This window comes from Geminocystis sp. GBBB08 (assembly GCF_016743215.1).
In the GTDB taxonomy this organism is placed as follows: domain Bacteria; phylum Cyanobacteriota; class Cyanobacteriia; order Cyanobacteriales; family Cyanobacteriaceae; genus Geminocystis.
This window is the reverse complement of sequence record NZ_VRZC01000067.1, coordinates 1-18,451: the sequence shown is the minus strand read 5'-3', so window position 1 is coordinate 18,451 and position 18,451 is coordinate 1. Positions and strand designations below refer to the sequence as shown.

Sequence of the window (18,451 nt, the reverse complement as noted above, 5' to 3'; positions counted from 1 at the left end):
AAACCCAATGAGGATGTTCAACTTGATTGACTTCCCAATTATGAGAAGAATTTTCTTTAAATATCTTACAAAATTCTTCCCTTGATAATAAAGGAGCAATATCTTCCGAGATATTATAATTATGAGATAAGAGAAATCTATTAGGAGGCATAATCATTTGTTTTAGGGCATTTCCTTTAAAAATATAGCATTCTAGAGGGATCAAAGTAAATTAATTCCCCAGAAAAAACATTGACAATTTCATTATTGTTGCCTTTTGTCTTAACCGATATTTATTTAACTTCTGTTGTTAATGTTACAGATTGTTAATTACTTTCCTCAGAATTGCTAAAATTTTCCTTGATGATTTATCTTTATATTCAACAGGTTCAAGAAAGAATCTAAACGTTGTTTAAAAAATATATATTGAAGGAGAGCTGAATGTTAGACGCTTTTTCAAGAGCGGTTGTATCCGCTGATAGTAAAACTGCCCCCATTGGTGGTGATGATTTAAACCAATTACGCAATTTTATTGCTTCTGGTAATCGTCGTCTTGATGCCGTTAACGCTATTGCTAGTAATGCAAGTTGTATGGTATCTGACGCTGTAGCTGGTATGATTTGCGAAAACACCGGATTAATCCAAGCTGGTGGTAACTGCTACCCTAACCGTCGTATGGCTGCTTGTTTACGGGACGCTGAAATCATTTTACGTTATGTAAGCTATGCTTTATTAGCCGGTGATGCTTCCGTATTAGACGACCGATGTTTAAATGGTTTAAAAGAAACCTACACCGCTTTAGGCGTACCCCTTCAGTCCACTGCTCGTGCAGTTGCCATTATGAAAGCTCAAGCTGCAGCTCACATTCAAGATAATCCTAGCGAAGCTCTTGCTGGTGCTAAACTTCGTAAAATGGGAACCCCTGTGGTAGAAGATCGTTGTGCTAGTTTAGTTGCTGAATCTAGCAGCTATTTCGATCGTGTTATTGCTGCTCTCAGCTAATCAACTTATTTATAACCATCTTTTGACGGTTGTTCATTTACCTGATTGGTTTTTCCAAATACGAATTAACCAATGCGATAAAAACTCAAGTTCACTTAAGTCAAATTTAGAAATACCAAAGATATGAAATCTGTTATTACCACAGTTGTTGCAGCCGCAGATGCTGCCGGACGTTTTCCTACTACCTCTGACTTAGAGTCTGTACAAGGTTCTATCCAACGCGCTGCTGCTCGTTTAGAAGCGGCTGAAAAATTAGCTGCTAACCTCGATGCAGTTGCTAAAGAAGCTTATGATGCTGCTATCAAAAAGTATTCTTACCTCAATAATGCCGGTGAAGCTAATTCTACCGATACTTTTAAAGCAAAATGTCTTCGTGACATCAAACACTACTTACGTTTAATCAACTACTCTTTAGTTGTTGGTGGCACAGGTCCTCTTGATGAGTGGGGTATTGCTGGTCAGCGTGAAGTTTATCGTACTTTAGGACTCCCTACCGCTCCTTACGTTGAAGCTCTTAGCTTTGCTCGTAATCGTGGTTGTGCGCCTCGTGATCTCTCCGCTCAAGCCTTAACTGAGTATAACTCTCTCCTTGATTATGTAATCAACTCTTTATCCTAGTTCATATTTTCTGATGGGATAAATTAAATCAATTCCAGAGTTTAAATTTATTAATTTTATAGACTCTTGAATATCTAAAGAACTCTTGGCTTAATGGCTTTGCCTTATCGGGTTGAGCTAATAAAGCAAGGGTTCTTTGGCTTTTGTAAAACAAACGTTTCGTCATCTATACAAAATTTTAGATTTTTTCTCGCAAAGGCACTCATGGCACAAAGATTTTAGTCTCTAATTTTTCGTCTGATTATAAGGTACAAACCAAAAATTTAAGTCCCCTTTTTTAACAAGGATTCAAACAGATCTGCTTACGCACTCTTACGAATCAACTTTTACTCTATAACTCTCATAGTTGATATAATCTACTCAAGATCAAATTAAACACAGTTTTTCAACAAAAATTTATAAGGTATTTTGAAGATACATGGATTCTTTTTTTGAACAATTAAAACATCCCAATCCTAATTTGCGCCAACGAGCAATGCTTGACATCGCTGAATTTCAAGATGAAAATACTATTCCTAATCTTATCAGTCTTTTGGGAGAAGAAGATGTTGTTTATCGACGTTCAGCGGTCAAAACTTTAGGAGTAATTGGAGTTACGGCGGTACAACCTATTGTTGATTGTTTGATGAGTAGTGATAATGTTGTGGTTAAAGCTAGTTGCGGTAAAGCCTTAGCACAGATTGCCGCTAATTATCCTGATGAGCCTTTTCCTGAAGTTGGCATGAACGCACTCAAAACCACTGTTAATGATCCTAATCCTGTGGTTAATTTAGTTTCAGTTATGGCTCTTGGGGTCATTGGTTCTCCCGCTTTAGATATTTTAATAGAAACCTTACAAACTACGGATAATATCTCTGTTGCTGTCTCTATTGTTAATACCCTTGGTTCTATCACCGAAGATAAAGCGATGGAAGTATTAGTTGCCTTAAGTAAAGATGAATCTCAAGATCCTTATATTCAAGAATCTGCTAAAAGTGCTATGTCTCGTTTGGAACAAGTAATTCATTTTAAGTCTGCTAATTATTCTCCTAAAAAAGATAATCAATCATAGACTTTCTCTTGCATAATTAATTCAGAGAGTAGCAAAAAAACCTATAGATTAACCCATACAAAAACTCTTAGTCGTTGTGATTAATTAATTTTACAGCTAAAAGATAATATTACCTATCACCATCAACTATTTACTATTACTTTGCACTAGTTGAACATTGTTCAATCCCTACCTACTATTCATTATCAACTATTCAATATTCACTAATTCAGATGGATAAACGTTTTAGTAGTCTTTTTTCAATCACTGAAGATCAAGCCATTAAATTACTTCAAACCCCCCTCGAACAACTGGAAGATCCTAGCGATCGCTATGCTGCCGCCTCTAATCTGGTATATTTTAAAAGTGAACGTAGTATTCAAGCCTTAATCGAAGCTATCGAAAATTGTGATGATCAACTCTATAACCGTATCACTAGACGCAAAGCGATCGAAACTTTGGGAAGATTTAAAGCAGATCAAGCATTGGATGTTATTTGTCGCTGTTTAGGTGATAGTGACTGTTATACCGTAGAAAATACCGTTTGGGCTATTGGACAAATTGGTACTCAAGAGCAAAAAATATTACAAGAAATTACCGATTTACTCAATAAAACGGGTCAAAATTATCGAGTTATTATTCAAAATTTGGCTAAGTTAAACTATCAACCTGCCACTGAAGTTATTAAAAAATTTATTGATTCTGAAGATCTTTGTATTGCTAGTTCAGCTTTATCAGCTATGGCTATTTTGACTAGAGATTTCAGTCAAGTCTATCGTATTCTTGAATTTTTACAATCTGATAGTGTTAATGTAAGACGAGCTTCTATTCAAGATTTAATGGATCTTAATTATTATGACGCTATTGCTGAAATTGCTTGTTGTCCTGTTTCCCTTGTTTTTCGTTTACGAGCTATTCGTTCTATAGGAGAAAGTGCCATCAATCAAGGACTTAAAACATTTACAGACATCGAACCCTATTTAGATCAAGTCATTCGAGATCATCCATCAGATTTAAAATTAGTACATGAGTATGATCAAAATCCTACCCTAGAATTTTTGATTGGGGAATTGTATCATACTGATTTTGGACGCTGTTATTTAGCTAGTAAAACCTTATTAGAAAATTACTCTCCTGTTTTAGGGGAAGCATTGATTAAAACCTATGACGAATTAGCTCATAATGACTATGGAGGACATTATCATGTGATGAAACTCTTTGGTTGGTTGAAATACGAACCTGCTTCCGAGTTGCTAATAGAATCATTACAAAACCAAGCACCTCAATTTCAAAAATCTCGCGGGGCTGCGGCGATCGCTTTGGGTATTTTAGGGAACAAAAATGTTATTCCGTTACTAAAAGATAACCTAACAACCAATATTTTTGATCTTAAATATGCTTGTTTAATGGCATTAAATCAACTAGATAATGTTGAAGGAAAAGCCATCGCTATTAATGATTCTGATTTATTAATTAGAGCTAAAGCAGGAATGGTTAATAGTTACTAAAAATATAGTCAAATATAACATCGACTAATTTTTAGCTTGATTAGGAGTTATCCTAACTGGACGAACTACAACGCCCTCTATCCCTGAGTCAAAGACTGTTGGGATTACTTTTATCATTATATTATACTTAAATAACTAATAATTATATTAACTCAAAAAAATGTTAACAGAAAGAGCTAAACAATTAATTCCTAAAGCCCGAATTTTTACTATTGCTAATTTTCAAAATGTTTATCCTGAATCCGTAATTAATATTTTTCAAAATGCTGATGATCAAGGTAAATATTTAAGTGAATTAGATTTTACCGCCTTAGAGAATAGTGTTCCTAATGTTAGTGAAAATATTAATAAAGCTAAACTATTAACGGATAAAGCTGATCAAATAGTAGAACAAGCAAGACAAAAAGTTTTAAGTTCTTTTCCTTCTATTATTGAGGTTGGTGGGGAATTATACCCTCCAGAAAGAGCCGTTGCCTGTTGGCGAGATTTTTGGCATTTTTTACGCTGTGTTAGCTACGCTGTAGCTGGAAAAATAACCGAATTTACCAGTCAAGAAGGGCTAAAAAATATGGAGTTACTTTATCAAGAACTACAAGTGCCATTACCTGCCATGATTCTAGGTTTAGAAAATTTAAAATATTTTAGTTTAGAAGAATTTTTGCCCGAAGAAAAATATCAGATTTCCCCTTATTTTGATCATTTAATCAATGAATTAAAACAATTTACCTAATTTAACTGCTTACTGCTAATGTGGCATCGAGAACAGCTTTAACAACTCGAATATCTTGATCTTCTTTTAATTGACTTAAAGCCTCTCTTGCTCGAAGATGAGGAAATTTACCTAATGCCTTAGCCACTCTGGCACGAATACGCCAAGAAGAATCATCTATCATTGTCAAAAGTTGAGCTAACGCTAAATCTTCCTTAAAAGTACTGGCTAATTCACCTAAACCATCAATAGATTTTTCTTTCACACTATAGTCATCTCCTGCTATTCCACATAAACAAATATCCAATAATTCATCGGGATAATTAAAATCCATAAAAATAGCTAAAATACTAAGGCGAACTAACCAACTATCATCCTGATGAAAAGTTTGTTGTAAGTGAGGAATGGAAACTTCACCAAAAAAAGATAGAGAATTAGATGCTTCAGCTCTAACATTTGTATCTGGATCAAATTTAAGCATTTCTAATAAGGTAGCTAAAGATTCTGGAGTTTTCTTTTTTCTTAAACCCATAGCCACAAAAGAGCGAACTAAAAATTGCGGATCTTTTTTCAGTTTTATTAATAATGGAATAGCAACATCTCCAGAATAATCTTTTAGGGCATTAATACCTTGAAGTCTATCTTGAAAATCTGGTGAGGTTAACTTTGTTTCAATTTCTGTAATATCCATTTTAAAAATTTTCTTTAAGTTTACTTTACTTAAGATTATCTTATTTGGCAAGATATTTAATTAAGCTCATCATTATCATTAAGAAAGAGGTATTTTACCATGTCAGAAATAGTTAATAACCCAGCATCAACAGCAGAAATTAGCGAAATTATTATAGAGTTAGAACAATATCGAGAAAGACTGGTAAATGATATTTTACAATTGGGCAAAAAAATCAAGTTATCTCAAAAAGCCGTAGATAAAAATATAACCCAACATCCCGAAATCGCAAAGATAGATTTAATCTTAGAACAACTCCGTTCTCAACTCAGTGAGCTATCTTGAAAATCTTAAAAAGAAGACTCCTGTTCTATTTCTCCTTAAAAAAATGCCGACAGAAATTAACAGGGGATCAATTTTTGTACAATAGACTTCTTACAAAACTAAAATAAACAGTAGTGTTAATCCTTCTAATACTACAGCAAACGCTTTTCTGTGAAACAAGAATCCCTCGTTATAATCTTTAATTTAACAGGTGAGTGTCAATCATCTCCATTTGTCTGCATTTCCTTATATTCACTATCACAAAGGATTGAATATGACACAATAAGAAATAATTGTCATCGAAAATCAGGAGTAAATTTGTGACTATAGCAACATTAGAACCTAATACCAGTACTGGTTTTAATCAAGATACTTTTAACACTTATGTAATGAACACCTACGGACGTTTTCCTGTAACCATCGAGAAAGGTTCAGGTTGCCGACTTTGGGATGACAAAGGTAAAGAATATCTTGATTTTGTGGCTGGTATTGCGACTTGTACTCTCGGACACGCTCATCCTGTTATGATTGAAGCTGTTACTAAACAAATTCAAAAAGTACACCACGTTTCCAATTTATACTATATTCCTGAACAAGGAGCATTAGCTAAGTGGATTGTAGATCATTCTTGTGCAGATAAAGTATTTTTTTGTAATTCTGGTGCAGAAGCCAATGAAGGGGCGATTAAATTAGTGCGTAAATATGCCCATACGGTTTTAGAATTTTTAGAACAACCTGTTATTCTTACTGCTAAATCTAGTTTTCATGGACGTACTTTAGCAACCGTAACTGCTACAGGACAACCAAAATACCAAAAACATTTTCAACCTCTCGTACCTGGTTTTGAGTATGTGCCTTATAATGATATTACGGCAGTAGAAGAGGCTATCACTAATATTGATGAAGGCGATCGCCGTGTAGCCGCTATCATGATAGAGCCGTTACAAGGAGAAGGAGGAGTGCGCCCGGGAGAATTAGATTATTTCTTGCGGTTAAGAAAAATTTGTGATGAGACGGGTATTTTATTAGTATTTGATGAAGTGCAAACAGGAGTGGGTAGAACTGGTAAAATGTGGGGTTATGAAAACTTAGGAATTGAGCCTGATATTTTCACCAGTGCTAAAGGTTTAGCTGGAGGAATCCCCATTGGTGCAATGATGTGTAAGGCGAAATGTGATGTATTTGAACCAGGCAACCATGCGAGTACTTTTGGCGGAAATCCTTTTGCTTGTGGCACTTCTTTAGCTGTTTTACAAACTATTGAAAAAGAAAACATCTTACAAAATGTTCAAGCTAGAGGAGAACAGTTACGCACAAGACTCAGAGCAATTACTCACAAATATCCTCAATTATTTACTGAAGTCAGAGGTTGGGGTTTAATTAATGGCATGGAAATTCAGGCAGATATTGAATTAACTTCCCTTGATATTGTCAAAAAAGCAATGGAAAAAGGCTTATTATTAGCACCTGCCGGACCTAAAGTATTGCGTTTTGTACCACCTTTAATTGTTTCAGCCTTAGAAATTGATCAAGCTATAGAGATTTTAGAGGATGCGATCGCCTCTTTTGGATAACGAGTAATAGTTAATAGGTAATAGGTAATAAGCAATAAAAGGTTTTAGATGTCTGGTATCAGGTGTTAGATTAAATAAAAACTGTTAATTTATAACAATTGTATTTTTGTTATGACTAACATTATATAGATTAAAGTTTCTATCGATTATTTTCTAGTAATTTATCATAACTACTGTAGAAGAGCCATAAATATAAAGATTAAAGTAGCAGTAAAAAGCCATAATAAAAAACAAGATCTAGCTAATAATAATGCTTGTTGGATAGTATTTTGATCAATTTTTTTTAAAGGTTTACCTAATAAGGGTTTTAATTTTTTTTCTCCTTTATAAGTGTTTTCTCCACCTAATTGTATGCCTAAAATCACGGCGTAAATACCCTCACTCCATCCTGAATTAGGACTAGGATCTTTGATTGCATATTGTCTGCATTCAGTAATATTTTTTCTAAAATTACCAGAAATGATGGCAAGAGTTAAGACAGTTAAGCGACAAGGAAGCCATGTGATATAATCTTCTAACCTAGCACTAAACCAACCTATATCTGTAAATGGCTCTTTTTTATAGCCGATCATGGAATCTAATGTACTTAATGCTTTATAGCTCATTGCTAAAGGAACACAGCCAATGACAGTAACAAAACAACCTAACAAAGCATAAAATAAAGGTGCTGTGACTCCATCAGTAGTATTTTCGGTTATAGTTTCTAAAATAGCACGGTAAACCTCATCAGTAGATAAATTATCCGTATCTCTACCGACATAAAAACTAAGACGATAACGTGCCTGTGGTAAATCATCTTTTCTGAGAAAATGTAAAACATCTTCTGCCGCACATCGTAAACTTTTTCCGGCAAAACAACTGGCTAATAAAATCACCTGAATCAAGATACCGAAATAATGATTAATCTTGATAGTAATATCAATTAATAACCAAGTGAATGCACCACTACCAATCACTAAACCAATCACCAGAATAACTCCGGCAATTTTTCGCAGTAATTTATCATCAATATTATTAAGAATGGAATTAGTATAAAGATTAATTAGCCATCCCATTAATTGTACAGGATGAATCCAACCCCAAGGATCACCAAGGAAGTAATCTAAAATAGAAGCACAGTAAATAATTAACAATTAACAATTAACAATGAATAATGAATAATGAATAATGAATAATTAGAAATGAGGATTAAAATAAATAACTAACAATGAATAATAATTTACAATTTTTCCACACCTAAAACCAAAACAATAAAATCTAAACATCTAACACCTAAACAATAAAATTATTATTCTCACCATAAGATGCTTGACGACTACGTGCGTCATAATATAAATCGGCTAAAGTGATACTATAAATTGCTTCTTTTAATTTGTAATTTAAGCGTCTCCATAAACTAATAGTTACCCAATCTTCCGCAGAATCACTATGAAGATGATAATTAGGTAAAGGCTCAATTTTATCCCCTACGGCTACAAGAATATCTCCCAAAGAAATATCCTCTGGTAAAGAAGCTAATTGATAACCACCATTCGCACCTCTAATGGATTTTATTAATCCAGCTTGACGAATTTTGATTAAAATTTTTTCCAGATAAGGTGCGGGTAAATTTTGACGGGTAGCAATAGCATTAACAGAGGTAGGCTGATAATAAGGTTGAAGACTCAAATCTAATAATGCTTTGACTGCATAATAGCCTTTAGTTGTTAACTTCATGCTTAAATTTTAGTGTTTCAGGGTAAGTTTAGGTTTGAAACAGATTTTATTCTCCCCAAGATTATAAATTAGTTTCTTGAAGATTAAGTTTAATAAAAAAAGTTAAATTTTGCTATATTAGTATATTATAGTTTATGAACAAAAATTTAAGAACTATTTTGTTGATTGATTCAAAATAGCTAGTTTAAAATTTAGCAAAATAAAAGTAAATGGCAAGTAAAAAACAACAACCCTTAGTCGGAAAAGATTTACTAAAAACAGTAAAAAAATTAGGCAACGTTTCTCGGGAAGAAAAAGCCATTGAGTGTGGTTATTATACTCTGACAGATAATGGTCAAAAAAGAGTTAGTATGGTTAAATTTCTGAATGCTTTAATCGAAGCTGAAGGTATTAGTCTTGATAACGAAAGTGGCATTGATAGTAAAAAAAGAGGTAGAAGTGCTAATTATCGTATTAATGTACAAGCTAATGGTAATCTCTCCATAGGTAAAGCCTACACTGATAAAATGGGTTTAAAACCAGGGGATGAATTTGAGGTTGTCTTAGGCAGAAAAAATATTCACCTTAAACAAGTTGATTTCGAGGAAATATAATTAATAAGAATGAGGAATTGGAAATTAGGAATTAGATATTAACAATCCCATTACTCTTCTAGTTTCTTTTCCACTTTATTTTTTACCCGGTAATGTGCGACTAACTTTGGCACGAAGTAAAATAAGATTCCCCTGGATATAACCCACAAAACGAATATAAACCAATTCATTGGTGGTTAAATTTTCTTCATCGCTATAATGTATTTGAGGATTAAAGGCAACTCTTTCCCAAGGTTTTCCAATGGATTCAATACCCCATTTTGCTAATAATTTATCTAAAGGTTTCAGCAAGGTAATAACATTTTTAGCTGGTAAATCTGGTTTTAATGCCACCATAGTTTTAGCTGTGGGATAATTCGCTAATAAAGTTTGTAATAAATTAAAGGATTCTTGTTGCCAATGATTGATTAATTCTTCAGGAAGACTGTCTAATTTTGTGGTTAAATCTAAACACTTATTTTCTAGACTTTTGATTTGATTTTCTAATTCTTTAACTTGGTGACAAAAATTCTGTTGATATTCTAAATATTGATCTTCATTAGATTCTAGTCGATCGCTGGTAATTTGTAATTCTTCTTCTAAAGCCTCATTTTTTTTTATAGCCAAAGCTAATTGATGAATTTTGTTGGCTAATTGCTTGTTTAACTCCTCTATTTGTACAATATCCTTCTGATGGTTAAGGAGAGAATCAGTCAAGAGAAAATCAGATTTTGATGTTTTTTTTGGAGAAGTGGAAGAAGAAGAGGTATCATTTAACAACGTTACCAATAATCCACAACAGCCTAACCACAATAACACCCCTAAAAAAAAATAACTTAAATCTATCATAAAATAATGGATACTGATAATTGACAATGGAAAATTGAATTAAATAAACATCTATTCGTTAAAGATTTTTAGATCGAATTTAAGTAATAATCAATTATCTCATTAATCAATTAGAAATTTTCAAATTTTTGAGAAGAATCTTCTAAGATGATAGTTAATGGTTAATCAATCAAACTCAGAATGAAATTATGACTACTGATCAATTTTTAATGTTAATCGTATTATTAGTGCCTGGATTATTACTCTCCATTTTAGTCATGGCTTCTTTTGCAAAAGGAGGATAACCTATTTGACACTCCTACCCATAAAAGACTTGAGATTCTTGCTTCATAGAGGTTGGCATTATCTAGTTTTCCTTCTCTAATCTAAGGCTGATAATTGCCAAAAACTTTAATTGTCAAACTTTGTATTTTTAAAGACAATTTAGATAAACCTAAGAATCTCATAATTAACGTTTAGTTTTATGAAAGAAAAATAATTATGGCGATCGCACAAATAACTCAAAAATTATTAACGGCAAAAAAAGAAAAAGGAATTACATTTCAGGAATTAGAGACAATTTTAGGTAGAGATGAGGTTTGGATTGCCTCCGTTTTTTACCGTCAAGCCACTGCCGATGAAAGCGAAGCCAAGAAAATTATTGAAACTTTGGGATTACCCTCAGAGTTAGCCCAAGAATTAACTATACCGCCTTTAAAAGGATCATTAGAGCCTGTCATTCCAACTGATCCTTTGATTTATCGTTTTTACGAAATTATGCAGGTTTATGGAATGCCTTTAAAGGATGTCATTCAAGAAAAATTTGGAGATGGTATTATGAGTGCGATCGATTTTACCTTGGATGTAGAAAAAATTGAAGATGTGAAAGGTGATCGAGTACAAGTAATAATGTGCGGAAAATTCTTACCTTATAAAAAATGGTAAAAATCATGCGATGTGCAACTAATTTTAACCCTAAATTTTACATTCTGAAATTGTCCTTGTTTTTGTAATTCTTGAACAACAGCTAAGGCTCTCATTAAGGCTAAATCACTGTTTGAATTAGGTTTTAATTCTGCGACTGATATTTGATTATTAGATACTTTTTCTAAATTTTGATCTAAATTTCCAGTGGCATATTTTGTTCCTAAAACTTGTCATCAGTTATTTCTGCCTGTTCCATGTTACTTTTAACTTTCATCAATATAAACCCCTCGATTTACTTACAGACTCTAATTCTTCAATTAATACTCTACTGTTTTTGATTAATAAATTTATTAACTAATGGAATTGAAAAGATAATACCTAGTATTATTCCTGAAAAATATATTATTTAAAAAAATTTCATATTTGCTAAAGTTGTTCTCTATAATTATTTATTACTTGGGGGTAATTGTTGAATAAAATTTTTAACGGTAGGGGATAAAGTTGCCCCATATTGTTTGACATATTTATCTAAAGATTTTTTGCCTCCCATGTCATCTACAACGGTAATGGCAATTAAATCTAAAATATCTTTGTTATCTTTCAATCGTGAGCAAATTCCGCCAGAAAGTCTTGAAATTTCCTCAAAAGTTCGATAAGTGTCAGAGTCGTCCTCGACTACAAAACTATATACTGGTCTTTTCTTTTGCCCTAGGGCGATCGCCCGTTCTCGATAATCTCGATCTTCATGGGGTGGGGCATCACCGATTAAAATAATTCTGGATACCTCTTTTTCATTTTCTGCGACTTCTAAAGCCTTTTCTACCTATTTTCTCTGTTCCTCCCTTACCCTTATTCCCTGTTGGTGTTACTTCATCGTCTTCGGAGGGTTCTGGTTTTGGCTCTGGTGGCTCACCGATAATAGAAGTAATAAAATTTTGGATTTTTGTCGGCATCTTACTCCAAATGGTAAGAATAAAATTCGTAATTAGTTTCGGAATTTTCTCCCATATCTTAAGAATTCGCTCATCTATGGTTTTTTTCTTTTTCACAGATTTGGCTAATAAAACTAAATTTGGCTCTATATAATTATCAGTAACATTTCTTAAATTTATGCAAAGATTTAATTATTTAATTATTTAGTAGTCTTAAAGACTGACAAAATTCAAAATGTTGCTATATTCTGATGATTGTTTTCCTGATTTATATTGAGCAGATTCGGCTTGATAAATTTTCTCAACATAACTTGCTATTTCCTCTAATTTAGAGGTAGGTAATTTATCTAAATAGTTATAGTTATTGATTTTTTCTTTTATTTGTAATTCTGTCATTATTCATTACACGAGTAAAGTTTTTTCTCGCTTGAGTATAAATGATTGCATCCATAATATTTGAGGTGCTAATTTTATTTATACTTTACCATTTATGTACTAATATGGTTAATTATAAGGGATTGCTTGAGATTGCTTCGTTAACACTTGCAATTACATTATATCAGTTAAAGATAGTGGTGACGATCCTCATTATAAAGAGTCTGTGTTAGTAATACTTTCTTCTAAATCCTTTCTCTTCTCCATCAGGGAAAGAAAATAACCAGTCATCATCGCCGAAGCTAATAAATTAGCTAAATTTTGTCTATCCGTTACTATTTGCACATTAAAACCCTCTGAAGGTAATTCTCCTAGTAAACCTTGTACATTATGGGTGATAATTTCTCTAACTTCAGGAGTCGCAGACTGCGCTACTCTCTCTAATGTTTCTGGATTTTGTTTCTGTAAGTATTCTATTAATGTATTCTTAATTGTCGTTTCTGATTCCCTTTGAAAAAAATTTGAATCAAATACCATTATTAGTTTCCTCTGTTGGAATTTATGCTTTTAGTTTTACTCTATAATCTCTTAACAATATGATAATCTTTTTTTTATTGCGGTAGTTGATTAATTTCAAAATATTGATGAAACTTGTCCGTAACCTGTAGCCAGTACGATCGCCCTTCTTCTTGACGACGTTTACGAATAAAACCAGCTTCTAATAACTCATTGACGTGTTGATAAGCACTACTACCACGCACTGTAATTAAATCACTTTGAAGAATAGGATTTTTAAGGGCAATTGCCGCTAAAGTTTTGAGAGTGCTAGAATTTAATTCTGCAGGAATAAGATGCTCTAATAAAGATTGATAACAATTTCTTAACTGTAAACTATAGCCGTTGGGAGTTTCCAATATTTCTAAAGCACTATCACGGTAACTATAATCAGACATTAATTTAATTAAAGCCTCTTGCACTTCATCAACAGAGCACTTTGTTAAAGTGACAATTTCTTCGAGAGAAGTTGGTTGTGCTTTTAGATATAAAATAGCTTCAACTTTGTTGGTAAGATTAAGAGATAATGATTCCAATTCCATACTCAAAATTTAGTTTCAATAGTTTGATCCTCAAAAGTAAACTACTCCCAGTGTAACAATTAATAGCCCCTAACTATCCAGATTTATTTAAAAAATTAAATATTTATGAGTAAAATTCTTACGCTCAAAAAATTTTAAAAAAGATAGCAAAGGTTAATCTTGAATATAATTATCACCAGTTTTTAAGGCAAATTCTGCCCTCATAAATTCTCTACCTAAATAAGCAGCATGATCTAACATACTAAGAGGAATAGATTGAGTTTTTTCTAATAAATTAACACAAATTTCCTTTGCTGTTCTCCCGGTAAAAGTTTGAGTTGCCATTCTTGGCTTACTACCTTTACAGGCTATCACTTCTCCTGTCTCTGGATCAACGGCTAACCCTTGCTCATTAATCGCATTAGTGTAATGATCAGCACAGATTAATCCATCTTTTCGGTTTAAATATATAATAAAGTAGCCGTTGGGATCTAACTGTATCTCCCTTTTTGATAGTTCGTTATCTATGGCGGTTAATAATAAAGTTTTTGTCATAAGTTAGTTTTTTCTTTAGTTATAATTATCTATCTTAATTGTCCATTTTTCCTTGCCAATTAGCAACCAGTTTTTGAGTTAATATTTCTATTTCTTTTATTTTCGGATTTAATTCTAAAGATTTTCGCCATTGATAAGGTATGTTAGGATAACCGTGATATAAACCTAATAAATATCCTGTTAAAATAGCTGTTTTTTCTGATTGTTGTGAAAAATAAGTGCTTCTCTTTAAACAATTTTCTATATTATGGGGAAAACTAAAAAAACTATATATACTTTGACAAATAGCTAATGAATCTTCATCAACATTTAAAGATAATTTTTCTTCTACTTTTACTAAAGGTAAATGATTTGTGATTAATTCATCTATTAATTTAAGTTGATTAATGTTCTTTTCATCATTAGTATTAAGATCAGATATTACTTGTGATGATATAGATATAAAATTTAGTTGTTTATTGACGATTAAATTAATCATAACAATAAAAATATCTAAACTATTATCATTAAGTTTTGAAGGTAAAAAAATCCTTTTAAATAATTTTAGTTCATCGGAAAATTCTGAAAAATTTTGATAATTATAAATGAGCAAAGGGAAAAAAGTAATTACCAACTCTGATGAGGCGATCGCATAGTTATTTTTAAACAAACCATTCTGATTTTGTTTTAATTGTTTATCAAAAGATTTTAGATCAATTATGGGATTATTAATAATACTTTTCAAGATAAATAAAGGCACTTCAAAAGCAGAAAAACTAAGCTCATTAAGAGAATATTTATCCTTATTTTTAGTCAAGTTAGAACCTATTAATCCCGTAATCAAACTACCTTGAATCATAACAGAAGATAAATAAAGCAAACTAATACTCCTTAATTTTTACCGTCAAAAGTTATAAATTATTCCCTTTTTTTTTGGGATTATGGTATAATTTCTGCTTTTTATGTTTAATTAAATCTTACAAATCAATTAAGGTTAGTAAAGAATTTTCAACTTCTAATTTTTGTTCTTGTTCCTTGATATAATTAAATAATTTAAAATCTTCCCCTTTAATATGATGGGCTAACCACTGGTTCAGAAAATGTAATAATTCAATGTTAATATTTACATCTCCTGATACAAATTTGTTTCTTAAATCTTTGACTTTATTCGTTAAGTCTTGATGGATTTTTTTATGCTCTTGATAGCGAGGGTAACGTTTAGATAACATGAAAAATTCTTCATTAGTAAAGTGTTGAATCGTATATTTAATTAACTCATCTAAAGTTTGTTTTAAAATATCTTTTCCATGACCTTTTTTCATGGCATCATGCAGTTTATTAACAATGTGAAATAATTGTTGATGTTCTTCATCTACTTTAGTATTTCCTGTATAATATTCAGCACTCCATTGAGCAAATACTAAACTCATAATTAAAGTTCTCCTATTTAACTTTATTATTATATTTTAACAGAAAGTTGCTAAGAATATTTTTCTGATACACTGCAAGATCTGAGTAAAATTAAACATAACTGTTTTGAATAAGTCAATATGCTAACAAAAATCGAATTACCAAAAATACCTCCCTATGCTTGGCAATGTGAAATTGGGAAAATATGGGCTAAACCTTACACTGTGCGTTATGCCAGTAATTTAGATGATGGTGCTAATCATGGGATGCCTTTAGGAGGATTTGGTAGTGGTTGCATTGGCAGAGGGGTTAACGGTGACTTTAATCTTTGGCATATTGATGGCGGTAATCATATTTTCAAGGCGTTATCTGCTTGTCAATTTAGTGTATTTGAGCAAGTAGAAGGAGAAACACCTCAAGTTTATGCGATGAATACCACACCTCCTGAAGATGGAAGTTTGTCTAGTTGGGCATGGTATCCTCAAGGAAAAGGCACTTATTCGGCACTCTATCCTCGTAGTTGGTTCGATTATCAGGGAGTTTTTCAGTCTCATCTTATCTGTGAACAATTTTCCCCCATTTGGGCTGGTAGTTATCAAGAGTCTAGTTACCCGGTGGCAGTGTTTGATTGGAGTATTTATAATCCTACTGATAAGGAAATTACTCTTAGTATCATGTTTTCTTGGCAAAATAGTGTCGGTTGGTTTACTAATGCCATTAAAAGTCCTACGGTAAAAGTTAGAGATGATGGTAGCCCAGAGTATCAATATCAGCCTCGTTGGGGTGATAGCACTGGTAATCTTAATCAGTGGATTCAAGATAATTTTCGAGTTGGTTGTCTATTTGATCGCATACGCATGGATGACGAACCTCAAGAAGGTGAAGGACAATTTGCAATTGCAAGTGTTACTAATCCGACTTTAGAAGTTTTTTATCATAGCCGTTGGCATCCAAAAGGTGACGGTAGAGAATTATGGGATTATTTTGCGATGAATGGAACTCTCCCAGACTACCAAGATGAAACACCCGCCGAACCCGGAGAACAAATTGCGGGGGCTATGGCTATTAAATTTACCATCAAACCAGGTAAAACCAAGAAAATTCCTTTTATTTTGGCATGGGATTTTCCCGTTACTGAATTTGCTCAAGGAATTAATTATTATCGCCGTTATACAGATTTTTTCGGCAGAAATGGTAAAAATGCTTGGTCAATAGTACGCACGGCTTTAAAACATAGCGATATGTGGCAAAATCGCATCAACGAATGGCAAAAACCCATTTTAACGAGATCGGATATACCAGATTGGTTAAAAATGGCTTTGTTTAACGAGTTATATTTATTGGCAGATGGTGGTAGTTTATGGACTGCGGCAACGGAAAATGATCCTGTGGGACAGTTTGGGGTGTTAGAATGTATTGATTATCGTTGGTATGAAAGTTTAGATGTAAGATTATATGGTTCATTCTCCCTGATTATGTTATGGCCTCGTTTAGATAAGTCGATTTTAGAGGCATTCTCTCAGGCAATTTCAGATTCGGATGATACTCCTCGTGTGATTGGTTATAACGGTGCTAGTGCCATCAGAAAAGCTAAAGGGGCAACTCCCCATGACTTAGGTGCGCCTAATGAACATCCTTGGGAAAAAACTAACTATACTAGCTATCAAGATTGTAATTTATGGAAGGATTTGGGTTGCGATTTTGTCTTGCAAGTCTATCGTGATTATCTGTTTACGGGTAGTCAAGATCAAGATTTTTTATGGGAATGTTGGGATAGTATTGTGGAAACTCTTCATTATGTCAAAGGTTTTGATTTAGATGGTGATGGTATTCCTGAAAATTCAGGTGCCCCCGATCAAACTTTTGATGATTGGCGGTTACAAGGTATAAGTGCTTATTGTGCTGGTTTATGGATTGTTTCTTTAGAGGCTGCTATCACTATTGGTAAGATTTTAATTGCTAATCCCCCCATGAATCCTGATTTACAACCTGATGATTTTCCCCAAAGTATTCAAGAGGCGATCGCCATTTTTGCAGATTGGTTACAAAAATCAAGGGAAATTTATCATCAAACTTTATGGAATGGAGAATATTATCGTTTAGATAGTGAAAGTGGTTCGGATGTAGTCATGGCAGATCAACTTTCAGGACAATTTTATGCCCAAATTTTAGGATTACCTAATGTGGTAGAGTCTGAATATGTTAAATCAACTTTAAACAAAGTTTATGACGCTTGTTTCTTAAAATTCCATGAAGGAAAATTTGGCATCGCTAACGGTGTCAAACCTGATGGTAAACCAGTTAAAGAAAATGATACTCACCCATTAGAAGTATGGACAGGTATTAATTTTGGTATTTGTGCATTGATGATACTTAACGGCATGAAAGAAGAAGGTTTCAAAGTAGCAGAAACTGTAGTTAACCAAGTTTATGAAAATGGTTTACAATTTCGCACCCCTGAAGCAATAACTTCTGCCGGCACATTTCGGGCAAGTCATTATCTACGAGCTATGGCGATATGGGCAATATATTATGTTTTAAGCTAGGAAAGCATTTAAGTCGTCTGGTGATGGAAGGGAAAAGGGAAAAGGAAAGAGTTCAAAGTTAAAACTTTAGATTATTTTTTAGAATTAATAGAAAATGTAAGTTAAATGCGTCGAGTGCTTA

The 18,451-nt window shown here is 32.9% G+C and carries 23 protein-coding genes; 10 read left to right on the top strand and 13 right to left on the bottom strand.

Going from position 1 to position 18,451, the window contains the following annotated elements:
• Positions 1-151: DUF2656 family protein (locus FWJ34_RS19565; RefSeq protein WP_396231836.1), on the bottom strand; the 151-nt coding region annotated here is incomplete at its 3' end.
• Between the two features lie 269 nt (positions 152-420).
• Here FWJ34_RS19565 and cpeB point away from each other — a divergent pair.
• The 5 genes from cpeB to FWJ34_RS10405 all read left to right on the top strand — a co-directional run bounded on the left by cpeB (position 421) and on the right by FWJ34_RS10405 (position 4,867).
• Positions 421-981, top strand: coding sequence for a C-phycoerythrin subunit beta (gene cpeB, locus FWJ34_RS10425; protein WP_308255257.1), 561 nt, complete (start codon positions 421-423; stop codon positions 979-981).
• 123 nt (positions 982-1,104) lie between these two features.
• The gene (locus tag FWJ34_RS10420) at positions 1,105-1,599 is read left to right on the top strand and encodes a bleomycin hydrolase (RefSeq protein WP_308255256.1); all 495 of its coding nucleotides are present in this window, start codon (positions 1,105-1,107) and stop codon (positions 1,597-1,599) included.
• A gap of 418 nt (positions 1,600-2,017) precedes the next feature.
• On the top strand, positions 2,018-2,650 hold the full coding sequence (locus tag FWJ34_RS10415; RefSeq protein ID WP_308255255.1) for a HEAT repeat domain-containing protein: 633 nt from the start codon (positions 2,018-2,020) through the stop codon (positions 2,648-2,650).
• A 212-nt stretch (positions 2,651-2,862) separates the two neighbouring features.
• On the top strand, positions 2,863-4,137 hold the full coding sequence (locus FWJ34_RS10410) for a HEAT repeat domain-containing protein (RefSeq protein WP_308255254.1): 1,275 nt from the start codon (positions 2,863-2,865) through the stop codon (positions 4,135-4,137).
• Positions 4,138-4,297: 160 nt separating this feature from the next.
• Positions 4,298-4,867 (top strand): phycobilisome protein, encoded by a 570-nt coding sequence (locus tag FWJ34_RS10405; protein ID WP_308255253.1) that lies wholly within the window; start codon positions 4,298-4,300, stop codon positions 4,865-4,867.
• A 1-nt stretch (position 4,868) separates the two neighbouring features.
• On the opposite strand, the gene FWJ34_RS10400 is transcribed toward FWJ34_RS10405, so the two are convergent.
• Positions 4,869-5,537, bottom strand: a complete 669-nt coding sequence (locus FWJ34_RS10400) for a HEAT repeat domain-containing protein (protein WP_308255252.1) — start codon at positions 5,535-5,537, stop codon at positions 4,869-4,871.
• Between the two features lie 99 nt (positions 5,538-5,636).
• Between FWJ34_RS10400 and FWJ34_RS10395 the strand changes: the two genes are divergently transcribed.
• Entirely contained in the window at positions 5,637-5,861 is a 225-nt protein-coding gene (locus tag FWJ34_RS10395; RefSeq protein ID WP_308255251.1) for an acetyltransferase, read from the top strand.
• Between the two features lie 299 nt (positions 5,862-6,160).
• Positions 6,161-7,414: an aspartate aminotransferase family protein gene (locus FWJ34_RS10390; RefSeq protein WP_308255250.1), complete on the top strand. Its 1,254-nt coding sequence runs from the start codon at positions 6,161-6,163 to the stop codon at positions 7,412-7,414.
• Between the two features lie 170 nt (positions 7,415-7,584).
• On the opposite strand, the gene cbiB is transcribed toward FWJ34_RS10390, so the two are convergent.
• Both cbiB and FWJ34_RS10380 read right to left on the bottom strand, forming a co-directional pair.
• The gene (gene cbiB / locus FWJ34_RS10385) at positions 7,585-8,547 is read right to left on the bottom strand and encodes an adenosylcobinamide-phosphate synthase CbiB (RefSeq protein WP_308255249.1); all 963 of its coding nucleotides are present in this window, start codon (positions 8,545-8,547) and stop codon (positions 7,585-7,587) included.
• A 139-nt stretch (positions 8,548-8,686) separates the two neighbouring features.
• Entirely contained in the window at positions 8,687-9,130 is a 444-nt protein-coding gene (locus tag FWJ34_RS10380; protein WP_308255248.1) for an RrF2 family transcriptional regulator, read from the bottom strand.
• 209 nt (positions 9,131-9,339) lie between these two features.
• Here FWJ34_RS10380 and FWJ34_RS10375 point away from each other — a divergent pair, with 209 nt between their 5' ends.
• Positions 9,340-9,723, top strand: a complete 384-nt coding sequence (locus FWJ34_RS10375) for an AbrB family transcriptional regulator (protein ID WP_308255247.1) — start codon at positions 9,340-9,342, stop codon at positions 9,721-9,723.
• Positions 9,724-9,798: 75 nt separating this feature from the next.
• Here FWJ34_RS10375 and FWJ34_RS10370 read toward each other — a convergent pair whose 3' ends face one another.
• Positions 9,799-10,551, bottom strand: a complete 753-nt coding sequence (locus FWJ34_RS10370) for a hypothetical protein (RefSeq protein ID WP_308255246.1) — start codon at positions 10,549-10,551, stop codon at positions 9,799-9,801.
• 480 nt (positions 10,552-11,031) lie between these two features.
• Here FWJ34_RS10370 and cynS point away from each other — a divergent pair, with 480 nt between their 5' ends.
• Positions 11,032-11,475, top strand: a complete 444-nt coding sequence (gene cynS, locus FWJ34_RS10365) for a cyanase (RefSeq protein ID WP_308255245.1) — start codon at positions 11,032-11,034, stop codon at positions 11,473-11,475.
• Between the two features lie 427 nt (positions 11,476-11,902).
• On the opposite strand, the gene FWJ34_RS10360 is transcribed toward cynS, so the two are convergent.
• The 8 genes from FWJ34_RS10360 to FWJ34_RS10325 form a co-directional block, all read right to left on the bottom strand.
• On the bottom strand, positions 11,903-12,061 hold the full coding sequence (locus FWJ34_RS10360; RefSeq protein WP_308255244.1) for a hypothetical protein: 159 nt from the start codon (positions 12,059-12,061) through the stop codon (positions 11,903-11,905).
• A 187-nt stretch (positions 12,062-12,248) separates the two neighbouring features.
• Entirely contained in the window at positions 12,249-12,506 is a 258-nt protein-coding gene (locus FWJ34_RS10355; protein WP_308255243.1) for a hypothetical protein, read from the bottom strand.
• Positions 12,507-12,602: 96 nt separating this feature from the next.
• Complete coding sequence (locus FWJ34_RS10350) at positions 12,603-12,785, bottom strand: hypothetical protein (protein WP_308255242.1); 183 nt, start codon at positions 12,783-12,785, stop codon at positions 12,603-12,605.
• Positions 12,786-12,977: 192 nt separating this feature from the next.
• Positions 12,978-13,301: a DUF760 domain-containing protein gene (locus FWJ34_RS10345; RefSeq protein WP_308255241.1), complete on the bottom strand. Its 324-nt coding sequence runs from the start codon at positions 13,299-13,301 to the stop codon at positions 12,978-12,980.
• A gap of 74 nt (positions 13,302-13,375) precedes the next feature.
• Positions 13,376-13,861, bottom strand: a complete 486-nt coding sequence (gene scpB / locus FWJ34_RS10340) for an SMC-Scp complex subunit ScpB (RefSeq protein ID WP_308255240.1) — start codon at positions 13,859-13,861, stop codon at positions 13,376-13,378.
• 153 nt (positions 13,862-14,014) lie between these two features.
• Complete coding sequence (locus FWJ34_RS10335; protein ID WP_308255239.1) at positions 14,015-14,395, bottom strand: DUF4346 domain-containing protein; 381 nt, start codon at positions 14,393-14,395, stop codon at positions 14,015-14,017.
• A gap of 34 nt (positions 14,396-14,429) precedes the next feature.
• Positions 14,430-15,254 carry an ADP-ribosylglycohydrolase family protein gene (locus tag FWJ34_RS10330; RefSeq protein ID WP_308255238.1) on the bottom strand — a complete coding sequence of 275 codons (825 nt, stop codon included), beginning with the start codon at positions 15,252-15,254 and terminating at the stop codon, positions 14,430-14,432.
• A 97-nt stretch (positions 15,255-15,351) separates the two neighbouring features.
• Positions 15,352-15,804 (bottom strand): bacteriohemerythrin, encoded by a 453-nt coding sequence (locus FWJ34_RS10325; RefSeq protein ID WP_308255237.1) that lies wholly within the window; start codon positions 15,802-15,804, stop codon positions 15,352-15,354.
• Between the two features lie 120 nt (positions 15,805-15,924).
• Between FWJ34_RS10325 and FWJ34_RS10320 the strand changes: the two genes are divergently transcribed.
• A complete protein-coding gene (locus FWJ34_RS10320; RefSeq protein ID WP_308255236.1) occupies positions 15,925-18,330 on the top strand; it encodes a GH116 family glycosyl hydrolase in 2,406 nt (801 codons plus the stop codon).
• Positions 18,331-18,451 lie beyond the last annotated feature (121 nt).